Source organism: Mesorhizobium sp. B2-8-3 (assembly GCF_006440815.1).
GTDB lineage: Bacteria > Pseudomonadota > Alphaproteobacteria > Rhizobiales > Rhizobiaceae > Mesorhizobium.
Map to the genome: position 1 here is coordinate 36,144 of NZ_VFTW01000014.1, position 20,446 is coordinate 56,589.

The 20,446-nt window shown below is 65.0% G+C and carries 18 protein-coding genes and 1 riboswitch; of the genes, 8 read left to right on the forward strand and 10 right to left on the reverse strand.

The genetic code is table 11. The features are described 5' to 3' along the window. Window positions 1-28 precede the first annotated feature (28 nt). Genes FJ418_RS19985 through FJ418_RS20000 form a run of 4 tightly spaced genes read left to right on the forward strand, consistent with a single transcriptional unit; the run spans window position 29 to window position 4,557 of the window. On the forward strand, window positions 29-1,213 hold the full coding sequence (locus FJ418_RS19985; RefSeq protein WP_140868535.1) for an ABC transporter substrate-binding protein: 1,185 nt from the start codon (window positions 29-31) through the stop codon (window positions 1,211-1,213). A gap of 59 nt (window positions 1,214-1,272) precedes the next feature. Then, a complete protein-coding gene (locus FJ418_RS19990; RefSeq protein WP_140868538.1) occupies window positions 1,273-2,142 on the forward strand; it encodes a branched-chain amino acid ABC transporter permease in 870 nt (289 codons plus the stop codon). Further along, complete coding sequence (locus FJ418_RS19995) at window positions 2,129-3,847, forward strand: ATP-binding cassette domain-containing protein (protein WP_140868541.1); 1,719 nt, start codon at window positions 2,129-2,131, stop codon at window positions 3,845-3,847. The genes FJ418_RS19990 and FJ418_RS19995 overlap by 14 nt, the downstream gene beginning before the upstream one ends. Then, window positions 3,844-4,557 (forward strand): ABC transporter ATP-binding protein, encoded by a 714-nt coding sequence (locus tag FJ418_RS20000; RefSeq protein ID WP_140868544.1) that lies wholly within the window; start codon window positions 3,844-3,846, stop codon window positions 4,555-4,557. The genes FJ418_RS19995 and FJ418_RS20000 overlap by 4 nt, the downstream gene beginning before the upstream one ends. 6 nt (window positions 4,558-4,563) lie before the next feature. Here the strand turns inward: FJ418_RS20000 and FJ418_RS20005 are convergent, their stop codons facing one another. From FJ418_RS20005 to mtnK, 6 genes are all read right to left on the reverse strand, one after another. Further along, window positions 4,564-5,289: an MgtC/SapB family protein gene (locus FJ418_RS20005; protein WP_140646861.1), complete on the reverse strand. Its 726-nt coding sequence runs from the start codon at window positions 5,287-5,289 to the stop codon at window positions 4,564-4,566. Window positions 5,290-5,403: 114 nt separating this feature from the next. Further along, window positions 5,404-5,562 (reverse strand): peptide ABC transporter permease, encoded by a 159-nt coding sequence (locus tag FJ418_RS20010; RefSeq protein ID WP_140657299.1) that lies wholly within the window; start codon window positions 5,560-5,562, stop codon window positions 5,404-5,406. A 133-nt stretch (window positions 5,563-5,695) separates the two neighbouring features. Continuing rightward, a complete protein-coding gene (fba, locus tag FJ418_RS20015; RefSeq protein WP_140646859.1) occupies window positions 5,696-6,760 on the reverse strand; it encodes a class II fructose-bisphosphate aldolase in 1,065 nt (354 codons plus the stop codon). 160 nt (window positions 6,761-6,920) lie between these two features. Further along, window positions 6,921-7,388 (reverse strand): 6,7-dimethyl-8-ribityllumazine synthase, encoded by a 468-nt coding sequence (locus tag FJ418_RS20020; RefSeq protein WP_140868547.1) that lies wholly within the window; start codon window positions 7,386-7,388, stop codon window positions 6,921-6,923. 79 nt (window positions 7,389-7,467) lie between these two features. Beyond that, window positions 7,468-7,620, reverse strand: a riboswitch (FMN riboswitch). Between the two features lie 237 nt (window positions 7,621-7,857). After that, window positions 7,858-8,952 carry an S-methyl-5-thioribose-1-phosphate isomerase gene (gene mtnA, locus FJ418_RS20025; protein ID WP_140868549.1) on the reverse strand — a complete coding sequence of 365 codons (1,095 nt, stop codon included), beginning with the start codon at window positions 8,950-8,952 and terminating at the stop codon, window positions 7,858-7,860. Continuing rightward, window positions 8,949-10,217, reverse strand: coding sequence for an S-methyl-5-thioribose kinase (gene mtnK, locus FJ418_RS20030; RefSeq protein WP_140868552.1), 1,269 nt, complete (start codon window positions 10,215-10,217; stop codon window positions 8,949-8,951). Before mtnK ends, mtnA begins: the two co-directional genes overlap by 4 nt. A 136-nt stretch (window positions 10,218-10,353) precedes the next feature. Here mtnK and FJ418_RS20035 point away from each other — a divergent pair, with 136 nt between their 5' ends. From FJ418_RS20035 to FJ418_RS20045, 3 genes are all read left to right on the forward strand, one after another. Continuing rightward, window positions 10,354-11,865: a sugar ABC transporter ATP-binding protein gene (locus FJ418_RS20035; protein ID WP_140868555.1), complete on the forward strand. Its 1,512-nt coding sequence runs from the start codon at window positions 10,354-10,356 to the stop codon at window positions 11,863-11,865. 69 nt (window positions 11,866-11,934) lie between these two features. Next, window positions 11,935-12,930 (forward strand): ABC transporter permease, encoded by a 996-nt coding sequence (locus FJ418_RS20040; RefSeq protein ID WP_140868558.1) that lies wholly within the window; start codon window positions 11,935-11,937, stop codon window positions 12,928-12,930. 39 nt (window positions 12,931-12,969) lie between these two features. Continuing rightward, a complete protein-coding gene (locus tag FJ418_RS20045; RefSeq protein ID WP_140868561.1) occupies window positions 12,970-14,022 on the forward strand; it encodes a substrate-binding domain-containing protein in 1,053 nt (350 codons plus the stop codon). 75 nt (window positions 14,023-14,097) lie between these two features. Here FJ418_RS20045 and FJ418_RS20050 read toward each other — a convergent pair whose 3' ends face one another. Next, complete coding sequence (locus FJ418_RS20050) at window positions 14,098-14,337, reverse strand: DUF1127 domain-containing protein (RefSeq protein ID WP_140868564.1); 240 nt, start codon at window positions 14,335-14,337, stop codon at window positions 14,098-14,100. A gap of 134 nt (window positions 14,338-14,471) precedes the next feature. Between FJ418_RS20050 and FJ418_RS20055 the strand changes: the two genes are divergently transcribed. Further along, a complete protein-coding gene (locus tag FJ418_RS20055) occupies window positions 14,472-15,977 on the forward strand; it encodes a winged helix-turn-helix domain-containing tetratricopeptide repeat protein (protein WP_140868568.1) in 1,506 nt (501 codons plus the stop codon). Window positions 15,978-16,032: 55 nt separating this feature from the next. On the opposite strand, the gene FJ418_RS20060 is transcribed toward FJ418_RS20055, so the two are convergent. The 3 genes from FJ418_RS20060 to FJ418_RS20070 all read right to left on the reverse strand — a co-directional run bounded on the left by FJ418_RS20060 (window position 16,033) and on the right by FJ418_RS20070 (window position 20,426). Further along, window positions 16,033-17,097 carry a D-alanine--D-alanine ligase family protein gene (locus FJ418_RS20060; RefSeq protein ID WP_140868572.1) on the reverse strand — a complete coding sequence of 355 codons (1,065 nt, stop codon included), beginning with the start codon at window positions 17,095-17,097 and terminating at the stop codon, window positions 16,033-16,035. Between the two features lie 225 nt (window positions 17,098-17,322). Beyond that, the gene (locus tag FJ418_RS20065) at window positions 17,323-19,377 is read right to left on the reverse strand and encodes a bifunctional aldolase/short-chain dehydrogenase (RefSeq protein ID WP_140868575.1); all 2,055 of its coding nucleotides are present in this window, start codon (window positions 19,375-19,377) and stop codon (window positions 17,323-17,325) included. Window positions 19,378-19,460: 83 nt separating this feature from the next. Further along, window positions 19,461-20,426 (reverse strand): sugar-binding transcriptional regulator, encoded by a 966-nt coding sequence (locus FJ418_RS20070; protein WP_140868578.1) that lies wholly within the window; start codon window positions 20,424-20,426, stop codon window positions 19,461-19,463. Between the last annotated feature and the right edge of the window lie 20 nt (window positions 20,427-20,446).

A 20,446-nucleotide genomic window follows, 5' to 3' on the forward strand; every position in this document is an offset into this window, starting at 1 on the left:
ACGCATGACAAAAATGGGAGACTGAAACATGCATTGGAAATCGAGACTACTCGCAGCGGCATTTGCCGGCATCGGCCTTGCCGCCATGGCCGGCACGGCGTCCGCCGCCGGCCCAACCTGCAAGGATGGCGCCATCAAGGTCGGCGCGGTGTCGACCGTCACCGGCCCGGCTGATTTCTCCGAAGTGCCGAAGGCGACCCAGGCCGCCTTCGATGCGGTCAACGCCGCTGGCGGCATCAATGGCTGCAAGATCGACTACACCATCGCCGACGACAAGGCAGACCCGGCGGTCGCCGCGCAAGCCGCGCGCGACCTGATCGACAACAAGGAGGCGGTAGCGCTGGTCGGTTCGGCCAGCCTCCTCGACTGCGCGGTCAACTCCGCCACCTACAGCCGCAAGAAGATCCTTTCGGTGCAGGGTCTCGGCGTCGACGCCGCCTGCTTCTCCTCGCCCAATGTCGCGCCCGTCAATGTCGGCCCTTACACGCTGTCGACGGCGATGGCCTACTACGCCACCAACGAATTGAAGACGAAGAAGCTCTGCGCCTTCTTCATCATCATTGGTGGCACCCAGGAGGCTTACAAGAAGGCGATCGTGAACTGGGAAAAGATCAGCGGCCAGAAGATCCACCTGATCGATCTGACGCTACCCTTCCAGGGCGATCTGACGCCTTATGTCATCAAGGCCCGCGACGCTGGCTGCGACGCCGTGCTGACCAACCAGGTCGAGCCGCAGGTGGTGCAACTGATCAAGACCGTCGATGCCCAGAAGATCACCGGCATCAACTGGCTCTTCCTGGCGCCCGGCTACACCGAGCAGGTCGCCAAGGCGCTGGCCGACACCAAGCAGCCGATCTATGTCGGCACCGAGTGGGAGCCCTACACCGAGAAGAACTCGGCCGCCAACGCGCAATGGATTGCCGACATGCAGAAGGCGAACCGGCCGCTCACCGCCTTCTCGCAGGGCGGCTATCTCGCCGCGGAGCTGTTCCTCAAGGTGGTCGCCTCGATCGACGGCGAGGTCACGCGCGAAAGCGTCGCCAAGGCGCTGCACGACATGCAGCCGCTCACCAACCCGCTCGCCGGCTCGCCTTACGTCTTCGGCACGGCCAAGACGCATTCGCCGATGCAGGCCACCAAGGTGATGAAGCTCGATGCCGGCGCCTGGAAGGTCGAGACGCCAGACTGGCTCGTGCTGCCGCAGGCCAAGTGATGGCCGCTTGAACCGGACGGCGCGGCTGGCCGCGCCGTCCCTCCGGATCGGGATACGAGATGAACGCATTGCTCACATCCGCCGTGGCGGGACTGACGGCCGGGGGCACCTATGCCCTGCTCGGCGTCTGCGCCGTCTTCACCTACCGGCTCGTCGCCGTGGTGAATTTCACCGGGGCCGCCATCGGCACCGCGGGCACCTTCGTGCTGATCGCGCTGTTCGAGGCCGGGTTCCCCATCTGGCCCTCGGTGCTGGCGGGGATTGCGGCGGGCACGGCGACCGGCGTCGCAGTCGGCTACATCATGACGCGGTGGTTCGGCGAAGCGAGCGCTTCGACCAAGGCGGCGGTGACGGTGGCGCTGCTCGTCGGGCTGATCGCCGTCGGGCTGCGTCTCACCGGCGGCCAGCATCCGCACAACATGCCCGAGCTGTTCCCAGGCTCGGCCTTCCGTCTCGCCGGCGTGGAGGTGACCATCGCCTCGGTGCTCACCATCGGGCTCGCGGTGCTGTTCACCATCCTTTCTGACCTCTTCCTCAACCGGACAAAGGTCGGCCTCAATCTGCGCGCGCTGGCCGACCGGCCGATGGCGGCCGAATTGCTCGGCGTGCGGGTGCAGTTCCTGTCGCTGCTGGTATGGGGCATGACGGGCGCCTTCACCACTTTCGCGCTGATGATCATCGCGCCGCAGCGCTCGCCGAACTTCATGACGCTTAGCCTGCTTGTCGTGCCGGCGCTCGCCGCGGCACTCATCGGCGTCTTCCGCAGCTTCTGGTGGACGCTGGCCGGCGGCATTGCGCTCGGCATCGTCGAAGGGCTGGCGAGCTCCATCGACAGCATCAGCCAGTATCGCAGCGCCATTCCCTTCCTGCTGGTGCTTGCCGTTCTTCTCTGGTCGCAGCGGGAGGCCCGTTGGGATGAAGCGCGCTAGTTTTCGGGCCTCATTGACCCTCATCGTCGTGGCGCTTATCGCCGGCGGCGTCGCCTATGCCGGCCTCCTGCCGTCTTATTGGGTGTTCCTTGCAACCTCGGTCCTGATCACCGGCGTCGCGCTGCAGAGCCTCGGCCTCGTCGCCGGCCGCACCGGCATGATCGCGCTCTGTCAGATGTCCTTCGCCGGCGTCGGCGCCTGGACGGTCGGCTATCTCAACCTCGCCGAAGCGCCAGGCGGCCTCGCCACATGGATCCTGGTCGGCGGCCTCGCGGCCGTGCCGTTCGGCGTTGCCATCGGCCTGCCGGCGCTGAGGCTGCGCGGCATCAACCTCGCCATCGTCACGCTCTCCTTCGCCACCGCCTTCGATACCATCCTGGCCACCATGACCTATCCCGGCCAGACCGACTTCCTGCAGGTGCCACGGCCGGAACTGTTCGACAGCGACGAGGGCTATTTCGTCTTCGTGCTGCTGTTCTATGTGGCGATCGCGGTTTCGCTCGAATTCATCAGCCGCTCGCGGCTCGGCGCCTCCTGGCTGGCCGTGCGCCATTCGGAGCGTGCCGCCGCCGCGCATGGCGTCCGCATCGCCACCGCCAAGCTCACGGCTTTCGCGCTCAGCGCCTTCGTCGCCGGCATTTCCGGCGGTCTGCTCGCCGGCTATCTCGGCACGCTGGTCGCCGAGAATTTCAGCATGATGCAGTCGCTCTCGCTCTACGCGGTGTCGGTGATGGCCGGCGCGCATTTCGCCGAGGGCGCGATCATCGGCGGCCTGCTCGTCGTCATGTTCCCCGAAATCCTGCGCCGGCTGGACTGGCCGCAGGACATCGGCAATGTGCTGTTTGCCATCGGCGCAACCCAGGCGCTGTCGACCGGCGAGACGATGAGCGAGACCTTCCGGCGCCAGTTCCGCAAGCGGCTGCCGGCGCGCGCGCCGAAAGCCGCTGCCGCGTCCGCCTCCGACCTGCCGGCAGCAGTCGAGCGTGCCGCCGGCCCGGCCCTTATCATCGAGGCTTTGACGGTCCGCTACGGCAGCGTGGTCGCGCTGAACAATGTCAGCCTGAGCGTTGCCGCCGGCACCGTGGCCGGACTGATCGGCCCGAACGGCGCCGGCAAGTCGACCTTCATCGACGCGGTCGCCGGCTTCCTGTCGTCCTATCAGGGGAGCGTGCGGCTGGGCGGCAAGCCGCTCGAAGGCGTGCCGGCGCATCTGCGTGCCCGCGGGGGCGTGCGCCGCACCTGGCAGACCAACCGCATCGCGCCGGAACTCACCGTCGGCGGCTATCTGGCCTTGGCAGCCAACGGCCTGTCGGTGAACGAGACCAAAGCTGTGCTCGACTGGCTCGACTGCCCGCATCCCGACACGCTGGTCGCATCGGTCGATGCCGGCACCAGGCGCCTACTCGACGTCGCGGGCGTCGTCGCTGCCCGCCCGGCCGTCGTGCTGCTCGACGAGCCGGCTGCCGGCCAGTCGCATGAGGAGACGCTGCGGCTCGGCCGGCGCATCGCCGAGATCCCGAAACTGTTCGGCTCGGCGGTGCTTCTGGTCGAGCACGATATGGACCTGGTGCGGGCGGTTTGCTCGGAGGTCACTGTGCTCGATTTCGGCCAGGTCATCGCCTCCGGCCCGCCGGCCAAGGTGCTCAGCGAGCGGGCGGTGAAGAAAGCCTATCTCGGCATTGAGGAAGAGAGCGTGGCGGCATGAGCAGGCTCGTCGTTTCCAACCTGTTGATCAACCGCGCCGAGTTGCCCGTCGTCACGTCGGTCGATCTCACCGCCGAAAGCGGCGCGATCAGCGTCGTGCTCGGCGCCAATGGCGCCGGCAAGACGACGCTGCTCGAAGGCCTGTCGGGCATCATCCCGGTTGCCGGCGGCTGCATCGCCATCGATGGCCGCGAGTTGCAGAAAGCGCGTCCGGGCGCCCGCTCGCGCGAAGGGCTTGCCCATGTCGAGCAGGGCCGCACCGTCTTCCGCCAGCTGACGACCGAAGAGAATTTGCGCGTCAGCCTGCAGCCTGGCGCCGACATCGCGGAAGCCTATGCGCTGTTTCCCGAGCTGGTGCAGCGCCGTTCGGTGAAGGCAAGCCTGCTTTCGGGCGGCGAACAGCAGATGCTGGTCATCGCGCGCGCGCTCCTCACCCAGCCGAAGGTGCTGCTCATCGACGAGATGTCGGCCGGCCTGGCGCCGGTCATCGTCACGCGGCTGATGACGGCCGTGCGCAAGCTCGCCGATGACGGCCTGGCCGTCGTCCTCGTCGAGCAGTTCGCGGCGCTTGCGCTGTCGATCGGCAACCGCGCCTATGTCATGCGCCGCGGCCGCGTCGTCTATGACGGCGATTGCGCGAAGTTGCGCCAATCGCCCGACGAACTGCACCGGCTTTATCTCGGAGGGGCGGAGATGGCTGCCACATCCTGATCCTGCTCAGGACGAATTCTCGCCGATCACGTCGAAGCGCTCGACCGTGCAATGTTCACCGACTACGGCCAGCACTTCGGTCGAAGGCCTTTCCGCGTCGGGCTGCTTCCATTGCACCTTGAAAGAAAATACGAAGCGTTGGTGGTCGACGTCATGTTCCATGCCCACGAAGCGGGCATCGTAGCCAAGCGGCCGCACAATGTCCGGGAGATCGGGCGGCGAGCTTTTCGGCCATGAGACCGACAGGATCGCCTTGTGGTTGCGCGCGATCTTGAGATCGACCCATTTCAGCGCCTGCAGCGTCACCAGCGTCAGTACCGTCGCGATCGCGCCGAGGCCGTACTGGCCGCCGCCGAAGGCAAGGCCGATCATGGTCATGATCCACATCGTGGCTGCGGTCGTGACTCCGGTGACGAGATCGCCGCGCCGCAGGATGGCGCCGCCGCCGATGAAGCCGACACCGGTGAGCACGCCCAGCGCAAAGCGCATGACGTCCATACGCACGAAGGAATCCGGCCCTTTGCCGGAAACATCGAGCAGCATGTTGGCCTGGACCATGGCCACGCAGGCCGCCAAGCCGACCAGAATGGTTGTCCTCAGCCCGGCGGAATGCCCGCGCGCCTCGCGATTCAAGCCTATGAGAAAGCCTGCCAGCAGCGTGACCAAGAGCCGCCCGACGAGGTCCGGCCAGGTCGGATGAAGCGGCATGTCGCAGCAAAGCGTCTCGAACATGGTTTCGACACGGCGGTGAACAGTCGCCGCGCCTCAGTTTCGTCTGCGACGTTCAACCGGCGGAGCCGGTGATGGTTCCTTGGCGCAAGCGGGGCTTTTCGCGGGCGCCAACCCTCAACGCGCGGCGAGACTGACCACCAGCGCCAGCACCACGATACCGACCAGCCCTGCGATGAAGATGATGCGTTGCGCGCGCGTATGCAGGATGATCTCGCCCTGCCGGGCATTCTGGCCGGAGAAAACCGGCCCTTCGTCGTCGCGATCCTTGCTCATGACGTGCTCCTTCCCTTCGATGGGTGCGGAAGGTCTCTGAGCAGGAACCACTTTGTTGGCTTGAAGTTCCGCCCCGCTTCGGCGGGGTACATGCCCGCGACCGGGATCGAACCGGTCGCGGGGATTGATCGGCTCAGCCGAATTTCGGATCCAGGCTGCCCGACTTGTAGCGCTTGGCCATGTCCGCCAGCGGGATCGGCTTGATCTTCGGCGCGTTGCCGGCGGTGCCGAACTGCTCGAAACGCTCCTTGCAGAGCTTCTTCATCGCCGCCATCGCCGGCGTCAGATATTTGCGCGGATCGAACTCGCTGGGGTTCTCGGTCAGCACCTTGCGGATGGCGCCGGTCAGCGCCATGCGGTTGTCGGTGTCGATGTTGATCTTGCGCACGCCATGCTTGATGCCGCGCTGGATCTCTTCCACCGGCACGCCCCAGGTCGGCTTCATCTGGCCGCCATATTTGTTGATGATCTCCTGCAGATCCTCCGGCACCGAGGACGAGCCATGCATGACCAGATGCATGTTGGGCAGGCGGCGGTGGATCTCCTCGATCACGTTCATCGCCAGCACCGCGCCGTCCGGCTTGCGCGAGAATTTATAGGCGCCGTGGCTGGTGCCCATGGCCACCGCTAGCGCGTCGACATGCGTGTCGCGCACGAACTGCTCGGCCTGCATCGGATCCGTCAGCAGCTGATCGTGGCTGATCGCGCCTTCGACGCCGTGGCCGTCCTCCTGCTCGCCGCCGCCGCTTTCCAGTGAGCCCAGCACGCCGATCTCGCCTTCCACCGACACGCCGCCCCAATGCGCCATGTCGACGACGCGGCGCGTGATGCCGGAATTGTAGGCGTAGTCGGCCGGCGACTTGCCATCCTCCTTCAGCGAGCCGTCCATCATCACCGAGGTGAAGCCGTACTGGATCGCGGTGACGCAGGTGGCTTCGTTGTTGCCGTGGTCGAGATGCATGCAGACCGGGATGTCGGGATGGATTTCGACCAGCGCGTCGATCAGCTTGGCCAACACCACGTCATTGGCATAGGCACGAGCGCCGCGGCTGGCCTGCAGGATGACCGGCGACTTGGTCTCCTCGGCCGCCTCCATGATGGCGAGGCCCTGTTCCATATTGTTCATGTTGAAGGCAGGCACGCCATAGCCATGTTCGGCGGCATGGTCGAGCAATTGTCTCAGTGTGATGCGAGCCAACGAATAGTCTCCCGTATCTGGTTCGAGCCCGTGTTTGAAAAGCCCGCCCGACGCCCGGGCGACCCGTTGCTTCTGGCCGGATTTCGGAGCTACCGCAACCTTTTGAAGCCTTTTCGGCCGCAATTCTTGTTGCAGGGCTGAAATCCGGCCCTGGCTAGGCCTAGGCGGCGATCCGCGCACGCGCGGCGAGGATTTCGACGCAGGCCCTGGCCGCTTCCTTGCCCTTCACGGTGAAATGCTCGTGGAAGAAGCGGTGATGCTCGGCGCTGTCATGGTAGTTGTGGGGCGTCAGCACCGCCGACAGCACCGGCACGCCGGTCGCAAGCTGCACATTCATCATGCCGTCGATGACGGCGCTTGCCACAAAATCGTGGCGGTAGATGCCGCCATTGACGACGAAGGCGGTACCGAGGATCGCGGCATAGCGCCCCGTCTCGGCAAGCGTCTTGGCGTGCAGCGGGATTTCGTAGGCGCCCGGCACGTCGAAGATGTCGACGGTGAAGCCGCCAAGCGCGGCGAGCTCCGCCTCGAAAGCTTGCACGCATTGATCGACGATGTCGGCGTGCCATCGCGCGCGAATGACGGCGATGCGGCGGGTTTCATAGGCTTTTGGGGAATGCTGATTCATGGGTCCATCCTTCCGTTTCGAACCAGAATCAGGACGCACGACGCAAAAACCGGCCCGCGCGAGCGGACCGTCTTTTAGCGTACGTTCTCTTCCATCCGGACTGTAACCGTCGGCTCCGGTATCGCACCGGATCTGCTGACCCTTCCGATAGGCTGGAAGGCGCTCGCGGGCTTGAGCGATCGAAATCGCCCTTACCGCCGGTGGGGACTTTCACCCCGCCCTGAGAACATTAACGCGGGTTTTATGGAAGAGGAGGGCAACAGTGTCAATTGGCGATGACATCGCGGTCGTCATTCTAGGGCGGAGCAAGGAGCGAAAGCGACGCGCGCAGACCCTGGAATCCATGCCATGACGCTAACGTGTTGCAACGGCTACAGAATTCTGCACCACTGCGCTCGATGACGCAGGTCATGGCATGGATTCTCGGGTCAAGCCCGAGAATGGCGACGTGCTGGGGGAGATCAACTGACTACCCCCGTTCCGGAAACATCGCCTTCAACCCCTCGCGCGAGGCCTTGGCCACGCCGCGCTCGGTGATCAGACCGGTCACCAATCTTGCCGGCGTCACGTCGAAGGCGGGGTTCGCCGCCGGTGTCGCATCCGGTGAGACGCGCACCTGCGCGATCTTGCCATCCGCCGTCTTGCCCCAGACTAGGGAAACCTCGTCTCCCGACCGCTCCTCGATCGGGATTTCGGCAAGCCCGTCGGCCACCGTCCAGTCGATGGTGGGCGAGGGCAGCGCGACGTAGAAGGGCACGTCATTGTCGGCGGCGGCCAAAGCCTTGAGATAGGTGCCGATCTTGTTGCAGACGTCGCCATTGGCGGTGGTGCGGTCGGTGCCGACGATCACCATGTCGATGTCACCATGCTGCATCAGATGGCCGCCGGCATTGTCGACGATCAGCGTGTGCGGCACGCCATGCCCGGCCATCTCCCAGGCGGTGAGCTGGGCGCCCTGGTTGCGCGGCCTGGTTTCGTCGACATAGACATGCACCGGAATGCCGGCCTCGGTCGCCAAATAGATCGGCGCCGTGGCGGTGCCGTAGTCGACCGTCGCCAGCCAGCCCGCATTGCAATGGGTAAGGATGTTGACCGTTTCGCTCGGCTTCTTGCGCGCGGCGATCTGCCTGATGATGGCAAGCCCGTTCTCGCCGATGGCGCGGTTCAGCCCGACATCCTCATCGGCGATCTCCGCGGCTCGCTGGTAAGCGGCTTCCGCGCGCTCCGCGGGTGCAATCGGCTTGAGATGCCGTCGCATCTCGTCCAGCGCCCAGCGCAGGTTGATCGCCGTCGGCCGCGTCTTGTGCAACGTCTCCCATACGGCGTCGAGCGCTTCGTCCGACGGATCGTCGTTCATCTGTATGGCTACGCCATAGGCGGCGGTGACGCCGATCAGCGGCGCGCCGCGCACCCACATGTCGCGGATCGCAGTGGCGATGCCGGCAACCGTTCCGATCGTCTCGATGCGGAACTCATGCGGCAGCCAGCGCTGGTCGATGATCTCGACCGACCGCTTGTCGTCGCTCAGCCAGATGGTGCGGTAATGGCGTTCGCCGACGTTCAAATTCTCTTCTCCTGTTCGATCAGCGCGGCCAGATTGTTGACCTCGTCGATGCTGTGGATCTGGCGCCGGTTGACGGCGATATGGCGGCCGAAGCGCAAAGCCTTGGCCTCACATCTGGCGCGCAGGTCTTGATCGGCAATGGTCTCGAAATCGGCATTGTGGGCGAGGCCGAGAATGCGCCGATGCACCTCGATGCCGGCGAAGCCGAGCAGGTCGGTCCAGATGGAATGCAGCACATGGTCGAGCGCCTGTTCCGAGCCGAGAAGGTCTCCCTGATCCTCGAACAGGCTTTTCTGGTAGAGCATGCCGGTCCGTTCGGTGCGCCAGAGCTGTGCGAACTCGGCGCGGAAGGTGGCCCAGGTCTCGGCCGTGACATCGAGCAGATAGGCGCGCATCGGTGCGCGGCTGCCTTTCTGCTCATGGCCGCCCTGCGAGAAGAAGGCCATCCAGAAATTGGCGAGCAGCATGCCGACATCGAAGGCGATCGGGCCGTAGAAGGCGAACTCCGGATCGATCATCCGGGTCTCTGTGTCGGTCACCATGATCGAGCCCGAATGCAGGTCGCCATGCAGCAGCGTCTCGGCATTGGCGGCGAACAGATGTTTTAGCCGCTGCGCCTCGACCTTGAGGTCGCGGTCGGCGCGCAATTCGGCTACCAGGCCGTCGAGCTGCGGCGAGGTGTGCCGGTTCATCTTGGCGTCGAAATAGGGGTCGGAGAACACCAGGTTCTCGGTGATGTCGCACAGCTCGACATTGTCGGCGAACAGCGCCAGATCGGCCTTGCGGTCCTTGGTCGGCATGTGCAGGTCGGAACCGCGAAACAGCGTGCGGGCCATGAACAGGCCGATGTCGCGCGCGATGTTGGGCAGTTCGCGGCCGTCGATCAGCGCGCGCCGCAGGATGATGTGCGGCGGCGCCAGGTACTCCATGACGATCAGCGCCTGGGTCTCGTCGAAATGATAGATCGCCGGCACCGAGCCGGGCGCCCGGCGCTCCTGCCTGGTCAGCGCATGGTATTCGAAGAAGGAGCGTTTCAAGGGCAGCGGCCAGCTGTCGCCGACCAGCCGCACATAGGGCAGCGCCTGTTTGACCACCGCGGCGCCTTGGTCGCCCTCGACGATGAACACCAGGTTGAGATTGCCGTCGCCGACCTCGCGTACCTCCCAGTGGCTGGCGTCCTTGCCGATGCGCTCGGTCAGCGCCGTGGTTTCGCCAAGGCGTTTCGGCAGCGTTTCCACCGACAATGCTTCGAACTTCCCGGTCATGCTCTCCCTCCTGCGCGTGGTTTCCGACGATAGCGGAGCCACGGCGGCGGGGCCAAGCTAGGAAGCGCTCTGGCAAATGTCAATCGTGTTGACAATTGCCGAATGAGCCCATAGCGTCACCATCCGGGAGGAACGGATGGGCGCAGATGCCGTGTTCCATGTGGAGGGCCTGAGGAAATCCTTCGGCCAGAACGAGGTGCTTGGCGGCATCTCGCTCGACCTCTTTGCGGGCGAGGTGACCGTGCTGATGGGCGCCAACGGCGCCGGCAAATCCACCCTGGTCAAGATCGTCAGCGGCGTCTATGCGCGCGGCGCAGGCTCAATGCAGCTCGCCGGCGAGGCCTTCGATCCGCAGACCCCAGCCGAAGCGATCCGCGCCGGCGTCGTCACCGTGCACCAGAACATCAACGACGGCGTGGTCGCCGACCTCGATGTCGCCACCAACCTGACGCTCGACCGGCTGAGCGGCAAAGGCGCGTCCTTGCTCTTCAAGCCTGCCAATGTCCGGGCCGAAGCCAGGGCTGTCGCCGACCGCATGGGGCTCGCCATCGACCTCAAGGCGCGCGTCAGCGACTTGTCGTTGGCCGACCGCCAGATGGTGGCCATCGCCCGCGCCATGGCGCATCGGCCCAAGGTGCTGATCCTCGACGAGCCGACCTCGTCGCTGTCGAGCGCCGAGGCCGACCGGCTGTTTTCGCTGATCGACAGGCTGCGCGGGCAGGGCGTCGCCATCCTCTATATCTCGCACCGCATGTCCGACATAAGGCGGCTCGCCGACCGCATCGTGTCGATGCGCGACGGCGTCGTCTCCGGCGTCTTCGACAAGAAGCCGCTCGACTATGAGGGCGCGGTCAACGCCATGCTTGGCCGCAAGATCCATCTCGACCGGGTGGTGGCGAGAAGCTCGGCTCGAGCCGTCTTCACCGCCGAAGGGCTGCAACTGGCGCAAGGGTCGAGGCCGATCTCGATGACGCTCGGCGCCGGCGAGGTGGTGGCGATCACCGGCTTGGTCGGCGTCGGCAAGACGGCTTTGGCGGAGACGCTGTTCGGCGTGCGCCGGCCGCTCGCCGGCACCATGCATATGGACGGCAAGCCCTATGCGCCGGGCGCGGCGCGCGAGGCGATCGCCGCCGGCGTCTTCCTGGTCGCCAAGGACCGCGTTGCGAGCGGCATCGTCGGCGGCTTCAACATCGAGCGCAACATCAGCCTGCCGTTCCTCAAGCGCATGTCGGGCCTCGGCGTGATGAAAAAGCGCGCCGAGCGCGTCGTTGCCCGCCGCCAGATCGACGAACTCGGCATCGTCTGCCGCTCGGAGAAGGACGAGCTGTCGGCGCTTTCCGGCGGCAACCAGCAGAAGGTCATGGTGGCGCGCTGGATGTCGCAGGCCTCGCGGCTCTTCATTCTCGACGAGCCTTTCCAGGGCGTCGACATTTCGGCGCGCCGCGACATCGCGGCGAAGCTTCGAGCCAGCGCAGACGGCCGCGCGACGCTGATCTTCGTCACCGAGATCGACGAGGCGCTGGAGACCGCCGACCGCATCCTGGTGATGTCGGAACACACGATCGTCGGCGAGCACCGTAACGCCGATATCGACCTCGACCGGCTGCTGGCGGAAGTGGCCGGCGGACCGCTCCACAGCGCGGCATGAGGTCGAGGGATTTGCATGGAGTGGAGTTGGAATGAGCTTTTGTCGGACAGCCGCGCGGCGGGGCGCTGAGTGATGTTGCGCGACTACGCCATCCGCTACGGCTTCATCGTCCTGTTGGTCGGGTTGATCGCCTATTTCGCGGTCGCCGCCGATGGTTTTGCTTCGCCGCAAAGTGCCGTCTTCATCTTCCAGTCGGTGGCCATCACTGGTGTGCTGGCGCTTGGCGTCACCGCGACGCTGGTCGTCGGCGGCTTCGACCTGTCGATCGGCTCCGTCGCCACCAGCGCCATGATGGCGGCTTCCTACGCCATGGTCGTGCTGGAGCAGAACGCGGTCGTCGCCGTCATCGCCTGCCTTGTCATCGGCGTCATCGTCGGCCTGATCAATGGCTGGCTGATCGTCTATATGCGCGTGCCCGACCTTCTGGCCACGCTCGGCATGATGTTCCTGCTGCTCGGCCTGCAGCGCATCCCGACGGAAGGCCGCTCGATCGCCACCGGCATGACTATGCCCGACGGCTCGGTCGCCAACGGCAAGTTCTCGGAAGCCTTCCTGGCGCTCGGCCGCCACCGCATCGATTTCTTCATCCCGAACCTGATCCCGGTTTCGGTGGTGGTGCTGGTGGTGCTCGCGGCGCTGATCTGGTTCTTCCTCGAATACACGCGCTTCGGCCGCATGATGTATGCCGTCGGCAGCAACGAGCGGGCTGCCGAGCTCGCCGGCGCGCCTGTCAAGGCATACAAAATCTGGGCCTATGTGATTTCGGGAGTTTTTGCCTCGATCGGCGGGATTTTGCTCGCCGCCCGGCTTGGACGCGGCGACATCGCCTCGGGTAATAATCTCTTGCTCGACGCTGTCGCCGCGGCGCTCATCGGCTACGCGGTGCTAGGCGCCGCCAAGCCCAACGCCTTCGGCACGGCCGTCGGCGCGGTGTTCGTCGGCGTCTTGCTGCAAGGCCTGACGATGATGAACGCCCCCTACTACACGCAGGATTTCGTCAAGGGCGCGGTGCTTGTCGTCGCCCTTGTCTTCACCTTCGCCCTTTCCGGCAGGGGCAAGAGATAGTTTCGACCGGGGCATTGAGACAAAACGGAGGAAAACGAAGTGAGCATCACAAGAAGATTTTTGGGGAAGGCCGCACTTGGCCTTGCCGGCGCGGCGCTGCTGATGCAGGGCACGGCATTGGCGGCGGACAAGCCGGCGCCGTTCGACAAGCCCGGCGTCAAGATCGCGCTGGTGCGCTATCTGTCGACCGGTGACTTCTTCCAGGCCTATCTGTCGGGCGTCGAGGCGCAGGCCAAGGCGCTCGGCGTCGATCTGCGCGTGCTGGACAGCCGCCAGGATGCGGCGCTCCAGGCCGACATGGTCGACCAGGCGATCGCGCTCGGCGTGCAGGGCATCATCATCCAGCACGGCCTGACGGAATCGATGAAGGACGCCGCCCAGCGCGCGGTCGATGCCGGCATCAAGGTCGTCGCCTTCGACGTCAATGTCGAGAACCCGAAGATCCCGCAGATCGAGCAGTCGGACAAGGATCTCGCCAAGCTCGCGCTCGAGCAGGCGGTGAAGGACAATGGCGAGAGCTGGAAGGCCGGCTATGTCTATGTCGCCGGCATCGCGCCGCTCGACCGCCGCAACGAGACCTGGGTGGACGTGAAGAAGAAATATTCGGGCATCAGCGAGGTCGCCCAGTTCGGCACGCTCGACAACCCGATCGCCAACTCGGTCGCCAACCAGGCGCGCTCGGTGCTGCAGGCGCATCCCGACATCAAGGTGATGTTCGCGCCCTATGACGAGTTCGCCAAGGGCGTGAAGATCGCTGTCGACGAGGCCGGCCTGAACAAGGGCATCAAGATCTATTCGGCCGACATCTCGACCTCGGATATCGCCGCGATGCGCGAGCCGGACAGCGCCTGGGCGGCCACCGCCGCCACCAACCCGGCCGTCGTCGGCCAGGTCTCGGTGCGCGCGCTGGCGCAGCTTCTCGCCGGCGAGGATCCCGGCCACAACGTCATCGTGCCGCCGACGCTGATCACCCAGAAGGAGCTGATCGACAAGGACATCAAGAACATGGAAGACCTGTCGGCCAAGCTGCCGCAGTTCGCCCATGCCGATGTCGCGATGCCCGCCTGGATGCCGAATCCGAACGCCAAGTAAGGGTTCTGCCCGTTGCTGATGAAGGGAGCGGTCCAATGGGCCGCTCTCTGTCTTTTCCAAGGGACTGTCGCGACGTCATCGCTGCCAGAAGGGCAGTTTGGCGATTTCCGCCTCGACCTCTTTCCTTGTCAGCCCGATGTCGTCGATCAGATGCGGATTGTCCGTCGCCATGCGCTTGAGCTCGAAGCGGAAATAGGCCTGCTTGCGGCGCTCGGCGATGAGGCCGCGCAGGGCTGAGAGGCTGTAGCGCCGGCGACCGTTGATCTCGGCTGGACGCGCCGCCAGAGATGCGCAAGGTGCGAAGGTATCGTTCATGGCAACCTCCATGCGGCAGAGAGTTTGAAGGCCCTCGACCTGATTGAGATTGCAGTGTGCCGCAGGTGGCCGGCGGCGTAATTAAGCCCTCCCAAATAGTTCTCAAAACTTCCAAATCGGCTATAGATCGCCGCATGCAGGGATCGCGCTTTGCTTTTGGACCGTTCGTGTTTGATCCTGGCGCGGGAACGCTGCTCCGGGGCGACGTTCCCGTTGCCGCCGGTCACCGTGGGCTGAAGCTGCTGGAAGCGCTCGTTGCGCGTCCGGGCGAAATCCTCGCCAAGGCCGAGTTGATGGACGCGGCGTGGCCGGGCGCCGCGGTCGAGGAAGGCAATCTCACCGTGCAGATCGCGCAGCTCAGGAAGCTGCTCGGTCCGGCGACCGGCGGTGGCGAGTGGATCGCCACGGTGCCGCGTGTCGGCTATCGTTTCATCGGTACGGTCGAACAGCCCGACGCGACGCGCAAATCCTTGCCGCTGCCCGACAAACCGTCGATCGCCGTGCTGCCTTTCATCAATCTGAGCAACGATCCCGAGCAGGACTCTTTCGCCGATGGCCTGACCGAAGATTTGATCACCGATCTCTCGCGGATCCCGGGCCTCTTCGTCATCGCGCGCAACTCGGTGTTTGCCTATAAGGGCAAGGCCATGGACGTGCGCGCCATCGCCGGGGAGCTTGGCGTGCGCTATCTGCTGGAAGGCAGCGCAAGACGGGCCGCGGGACGCGTGCGCATCAACGCCCAGCTGATCGACGCGCTGAGCGGCGAGCATCTCTGGGCGGAGCGTTTCGATCGCGGCCTGGAAGACATCTTCGCCGTCCAGGACGAGGCGACGGCCAAGATCGTCGAGGCGCTGCTCGGTCGATTGCGCGCGCCGCCGGAGCGCAACCGGCCGAAAAGTCTCGAAGCCTATGATCTCGTCGTGCGGGCGCGAAAACTGTTCGACGAGTCGCCGCAGATGGCGCGCGAAGCGCATCTGATGCTGACGCGCGCGGTCTCGCTCGACCCGGACTACGCCGAGGCCTATCGCTGGCTCGCCATGAACCATTGGATGGGCTGGGTGCATTGGGGCGAGCCGTTCGAGCCCGCCCGCAGCACGGCCCTGGAACTGGCGCGCAAGGCCGTGGCGATCGATCCCAACGATGCCGGTTGCCGCTGGGTCCTGGCGAACCTTCTTGCCTATGAACGCGATTTTGAACGGTCCGACGCGGAATTCGCCAAGGCGATCGAGCTCGACCCGAACGAAGCCGATATCTGGGCGACATTGTCCGATATCGACGTGCTGGGCGGGCGGATAGACGAGGGCCTGGCGCACATCCGCAAGGCGTTCCGGCTGAACCCGTTTCCGCCGAGCTGGTATTATCTGACGCTCGGCCAGGCGCAATATGCGGCCCGTGACTATGAGGCCGCCGTCGAGACGCTGCGTCGCGACGAGACCTACCGCACGAGTTCGCGCCGCTTTCTGGCGGCAAGCCTGGCGCAGCTTGGCCGTCTCGACGAGGCGCGCACCGAGGTCGCGCTGTTCCTCGTCGGCAATCCGCATTTCTCCACGCAGCGCTGGGTCGAGACGGAGCCCTTTCGCGACGACGCGACACTCGAGCATTTTGTCGACGGCTTCCGCATGGCCGGCCTGCCGGAGTGATGTGGCGACATGGCCAACTGGCCGCTGCCGGGATTTCCAATTCCTCAGGTCTTTTTCACCGGCCGGCGCGCGCCAGCCCATGCGCCACCAGACGGTCGATGACCTCCGGATAGCTGACGCCGCTCGCCGCCATAGCCTTGGCATACATGCTGATGTTGGTGAAGCCGGGAATGGTGTTGAGCTCGTTGATCAGGAAATTCATGTCCGGCATCAGGAAAAAGTCGACGCGGGCCATGCCGTCGCAGCCGAGCGCTCTGAACGCCCTGGCGGCCATGTCGCGCATGGCATTCTCGACTTCCAACGGCAGCTCGGCCGGCACGATCAGGGCCGCGTCATTCTCGTCGATATATTTGGCGTTGTAGTTGTAGAAGCCGTGACTTTCCGCGGGCACGATCTCGCCCGGCCGCGAGACGAAGAGTTCGCCTGTGGGGCTCTCCAGCACGCTGAATTCGATTTCGCGGCCACGAACGAATTCCTCAGCCAGGAGCTTGCGATCGTGCTGGAAGGCTTCCGCCAGCGCGCGCTCGAACTCCTGACTGCCATTGACCTTCGCAACGCCGACCGACGAGCCCTGCCGCGCCGGCTTGATGAACAGCGGCAAGCCGAGCTTGTCTTCCAGTTCGGCAAGCGAAGGCAGCCGACCCTCATCGATCGTCACCGAGCGCGCGACCGGCAATCCCGCCGCCTTCAGCAGCCGCTTGGCGATGTCCTTGTCGAGGGCCGTGGCCGAGCCCAGAATACCGCAGCCGGCGAGCGGCACGCGCGCCACTTCGGCCAATCCCTGCACCGCGCCGTCCTCGCCATGCAGACCGTGCAACACTGGAAACAGGATATCGATGACGGGCAGGTCATGGGGTGCGCCGCTGGCAGGGATCGCCAGCATCCGCCCCTGCCCACCCGGCACCAGGCACAGCTGTATGCCAGCCGACGGCGTCGCCAGGGCGCCGTCCTCGAAACGGCTGAGCAGCCAATGGCCGTCGCGCGTGACGAAGATCGGCACGGCGTCGTATTTCGCCGGATCCAGCGCCTGCATGACGTTGGCCGCCGAAAGCAGCGACACCTCATGCTCGGCGGATCGACCGCCGAACAGCACACCTATACGCAGTCTTTTCGCGGGCATCGACAACTCCACCAATGATCGGGGTTGGAGCTCGCACGCGAAACACCAGATATGCCCCTTCAACCGTCCGAGTAGTAACCGAAGGATTGGAGTGGGACTTTGACCGGTTGAAGCAGTTTTTCAGCAGAAGCGCGAAAGGCCTTCCGTTCGGAACCGTATCAAGACGAGGAGCGGTTCATCCGTTTATGAAACGATGAACCGCTCCAAGGTCGTGTCTTTACTTCGTCAGCGCAACGCCGCCGCGATGTTGCCGCCGTCCACCGTCGTCACGTCCGCTGTGGTGCGTTCGGCCAGCGCCTGGTGCAGGAATGCCTGCGCCACGTCGTCGGCGGTCACTTCCTGTCCGAGCAGATTGCCGGACATGTATTCCTTTTCCGACACGCCGCGCGCGCCGGACCGGCTGGCGATCATCGTGTCGGTCAAAAGCCCGGAGCGGATGCGGTCGGCGTTGACCGCATTGGAGCGGATGCCATAGGCGCCGTAGTCAAGCGCATATTGCCGCGACAGGAACAAGGTCGCCGCCTTCGGGATGCCGTAGGCGCCGAATTTCGGGCCGGGGTTGATCGCCTGCTTGGAGGTGTTGAACAAAAGCACGCCACCGGTGCCCTGTTCCAGCATGATGCGCACCGCATTCTGCGCCGCCGACTGGTGGGCGAAGAAGTTGAGCTCGAAACTCTTGCGCAAAGTGGCGTCGTCGAGCTCGCCGATGCGGCCTTCCCAGGCCGCGCCCGCATTCGAGACCAGGATGTCGACGCCGCCATAGACGGCGACCGCCTTGTCGAAGGCGGCGCGCATCTCGGCCGGATTGGTGATGTCGGCACCGACGCCGATCGAATTGTTGCCGGTCGCCTTCGCCGCGTCCGCCGCCTTGGCCGGATCGAGGTCGACGATCACCGCATGCGCGCCGTTGGCCGCGAATAGTTTTGCCGTAGCAGCGCCGATGGCGCCGGCGCCGCCGGTGATCAGCACGACCTGGCCGGTCAGCGGCTTCGGCTTGTTCGAGGCGAGCTTGGCCTGCTCCAGCGACCAGTATTCGAGCGGAAAGAGGTCGGCCTTGGACAGCGGATGGAAATTGCCGACGGCCTCGGCGCCGCGCACCGCTTCGATCCACATCTCACCGACATCGGAGGCGATCTTCGCGTCCTTCAGCGTGCGGCCATGGCCGAACATGCCCAGCCCCGGCACCAGCGTCAGGCGCGGCATCGGGTCGAGCATGGTGCGCTTGACGTCGTCCAGCGCGTCATTGGTCTCGAAATAAGCGGTATAGTCCCTGACGAAGGCCTCGACATGGCTGCGCACCACGCCCTTGTAATCGCCGAGCTTGCCGGCATCGGGAGCCGGCACCGCCATCGGTCCGGTCTTGATGCGGATCGACAGATCGGGCGTCGACACGCCGCGGCCGGCATAGTCGGCGATCTTGGCCGAATTGATGAAATCGACGATCGCGTCGGACGTGCGGAAGTCGCTGATCATGCGGTCGAAGCGGCCTTCGCCGCGCGCCGCCGCGACTGCGCCGCGCAGCATCGGCGCGATGTCGCTCGGCCGGGCGAGCTTTGCCGGCAGCGCCGCCTTGACCGCCTGCGGCTTGCCGTTCCTGGCAACATAGTCCTCGGCCATAGTCACATAGTGGATCATGCGGTCATAGGCCTGCCTGGCATCGTCGCCGAAAGTGAAGATGCCATGCTTGTCGAGGATCAGGCCCTCGACGTTCGGGTCGGCGTCGAACACCTCCGCGGCGACCTTGGCGAGGTCGAAGCCCGGCTTGATGTAGGGCACGTAACCTAGTCTGTCGCCGAACACGGTCTCGATCAGCGGCTTGCTGTCTTCCTGGTCGACGATGGCGAGGATCGCCGTGGAATGCGTGTGGTCGATGAATTTGTGCGGCAGGAAGGCGTGCAGCAGCGTTTCGACCGATGGGTTCGGAGCGGCGGGGTCGATGAGGTTGGAGCGCTGCAGCGCCACCATGTCCTCGTCGGCGAGCTGGTCCAGGGAGCGCGCCTTGAGCAGCGCGCCCATCTTCACCGCCGGCAGGCCCTGCGGTTCGATGACGGCCATGTCCCAGCCGCTGCCCTTGACGCAGAGCACGTCCCATTCGTCGCCGACCAGATCGGTGGCCTTGGTCTTGCAGGAGGTGTTGCCGCCGCCATGCAGCACCAGCCGCGGCTCGCCGCCAAGCAGACGGGTCGTGTAGACGCGCAGCGCAAGGTCGCGGGCGACGCCCTTCTTGGCATAGTCGGCAACCATCTTTTCCGCGTCGGCGTCATTCCAAAGGTTCTGCATGTCGTTCCGTCCGGTTCCGTCTTTTTTGCTCATGAACAGAAGGCCGCGACGTCTTGATGACAGAAGCGGCGAGGGTGGTTTTTCTAGGATGCCTTTTTGCCGGCTTCGCTCGCGTGATTGAGCAGGCGCTCGGCCATGTGCGCGCCGATCACCAGATGCGTGCAGAGCCCGCCGGCGACGGCCGCAAGCAGTGGCTCGAATTTGGTGTCTTCCTGCACCACCATCAGCCGCTTCTCGATCGCGCGCAGCGAGGCGAGTTCGGCGGAAATGACGCGCCGGTTGTAACTGCAGTCGAGCACCTCGCCCTTGGCGTCGATGATCTGCCCGGCGATGACGCCGGCAGCCCCTTGGCTGCGCAGCGCTTCCATCTCGCCTGCGGACAATGCGCCGCATTTCACCAGATGGCTGTCGGCGTCGACCGCGCCGACGGAATAAAGCGCGAGGTCGCAATCGGCAATGCCGGCAAGCTGGTCGCGGATCACCGGCTCGGCGCGCAGACCCTGCGCCAGTTCCTCGGTGGAGAGCACCAGCGGCGCATAGAAATTCAGGCCTTTGGCGTTCAGCCGCCGCGCGATCTCCATCGTGCATTGGTCGGGCCGGTAGGAATAGGGCGCGCCGAGATTGCCGCAGAGCTGCACCACGGTGACGTCCTGCAGGTCGGCATAGGACATGATGTCGGCGATGGTGTAGACGGTGCGGCCCCAGGCGACGCCGATACGGTCGCCTTTCTTCACCAGCTCGAGAAAGACGCTCGCCGCCAGCACGGCGATATCGGCCGAGGGATCCGCGAGATAGGCATTTTCCGGCGCGATCCAGACGGCGTCGAGATTGAAGGCGTCTTCAAGCCGGCGCGCCGTGACGTCGTCGGTGAAGAGCTGCGTCGAGGTCGAGATGTTGACGATGCCGGTCTCGCGCGCCTTGCGCAGATACATGGCGACCGAAGCGCGTGAAATGTTGAGCTGGCTCGCCACTTCGTCCTGACGAAGGCCGTGGGCATAGTAAAGCCAGGCGGCCTTGTGGATGATCTGTTCTGCCGGTCTGATCGCCATGCCGCCTCCTCGGCTGACAT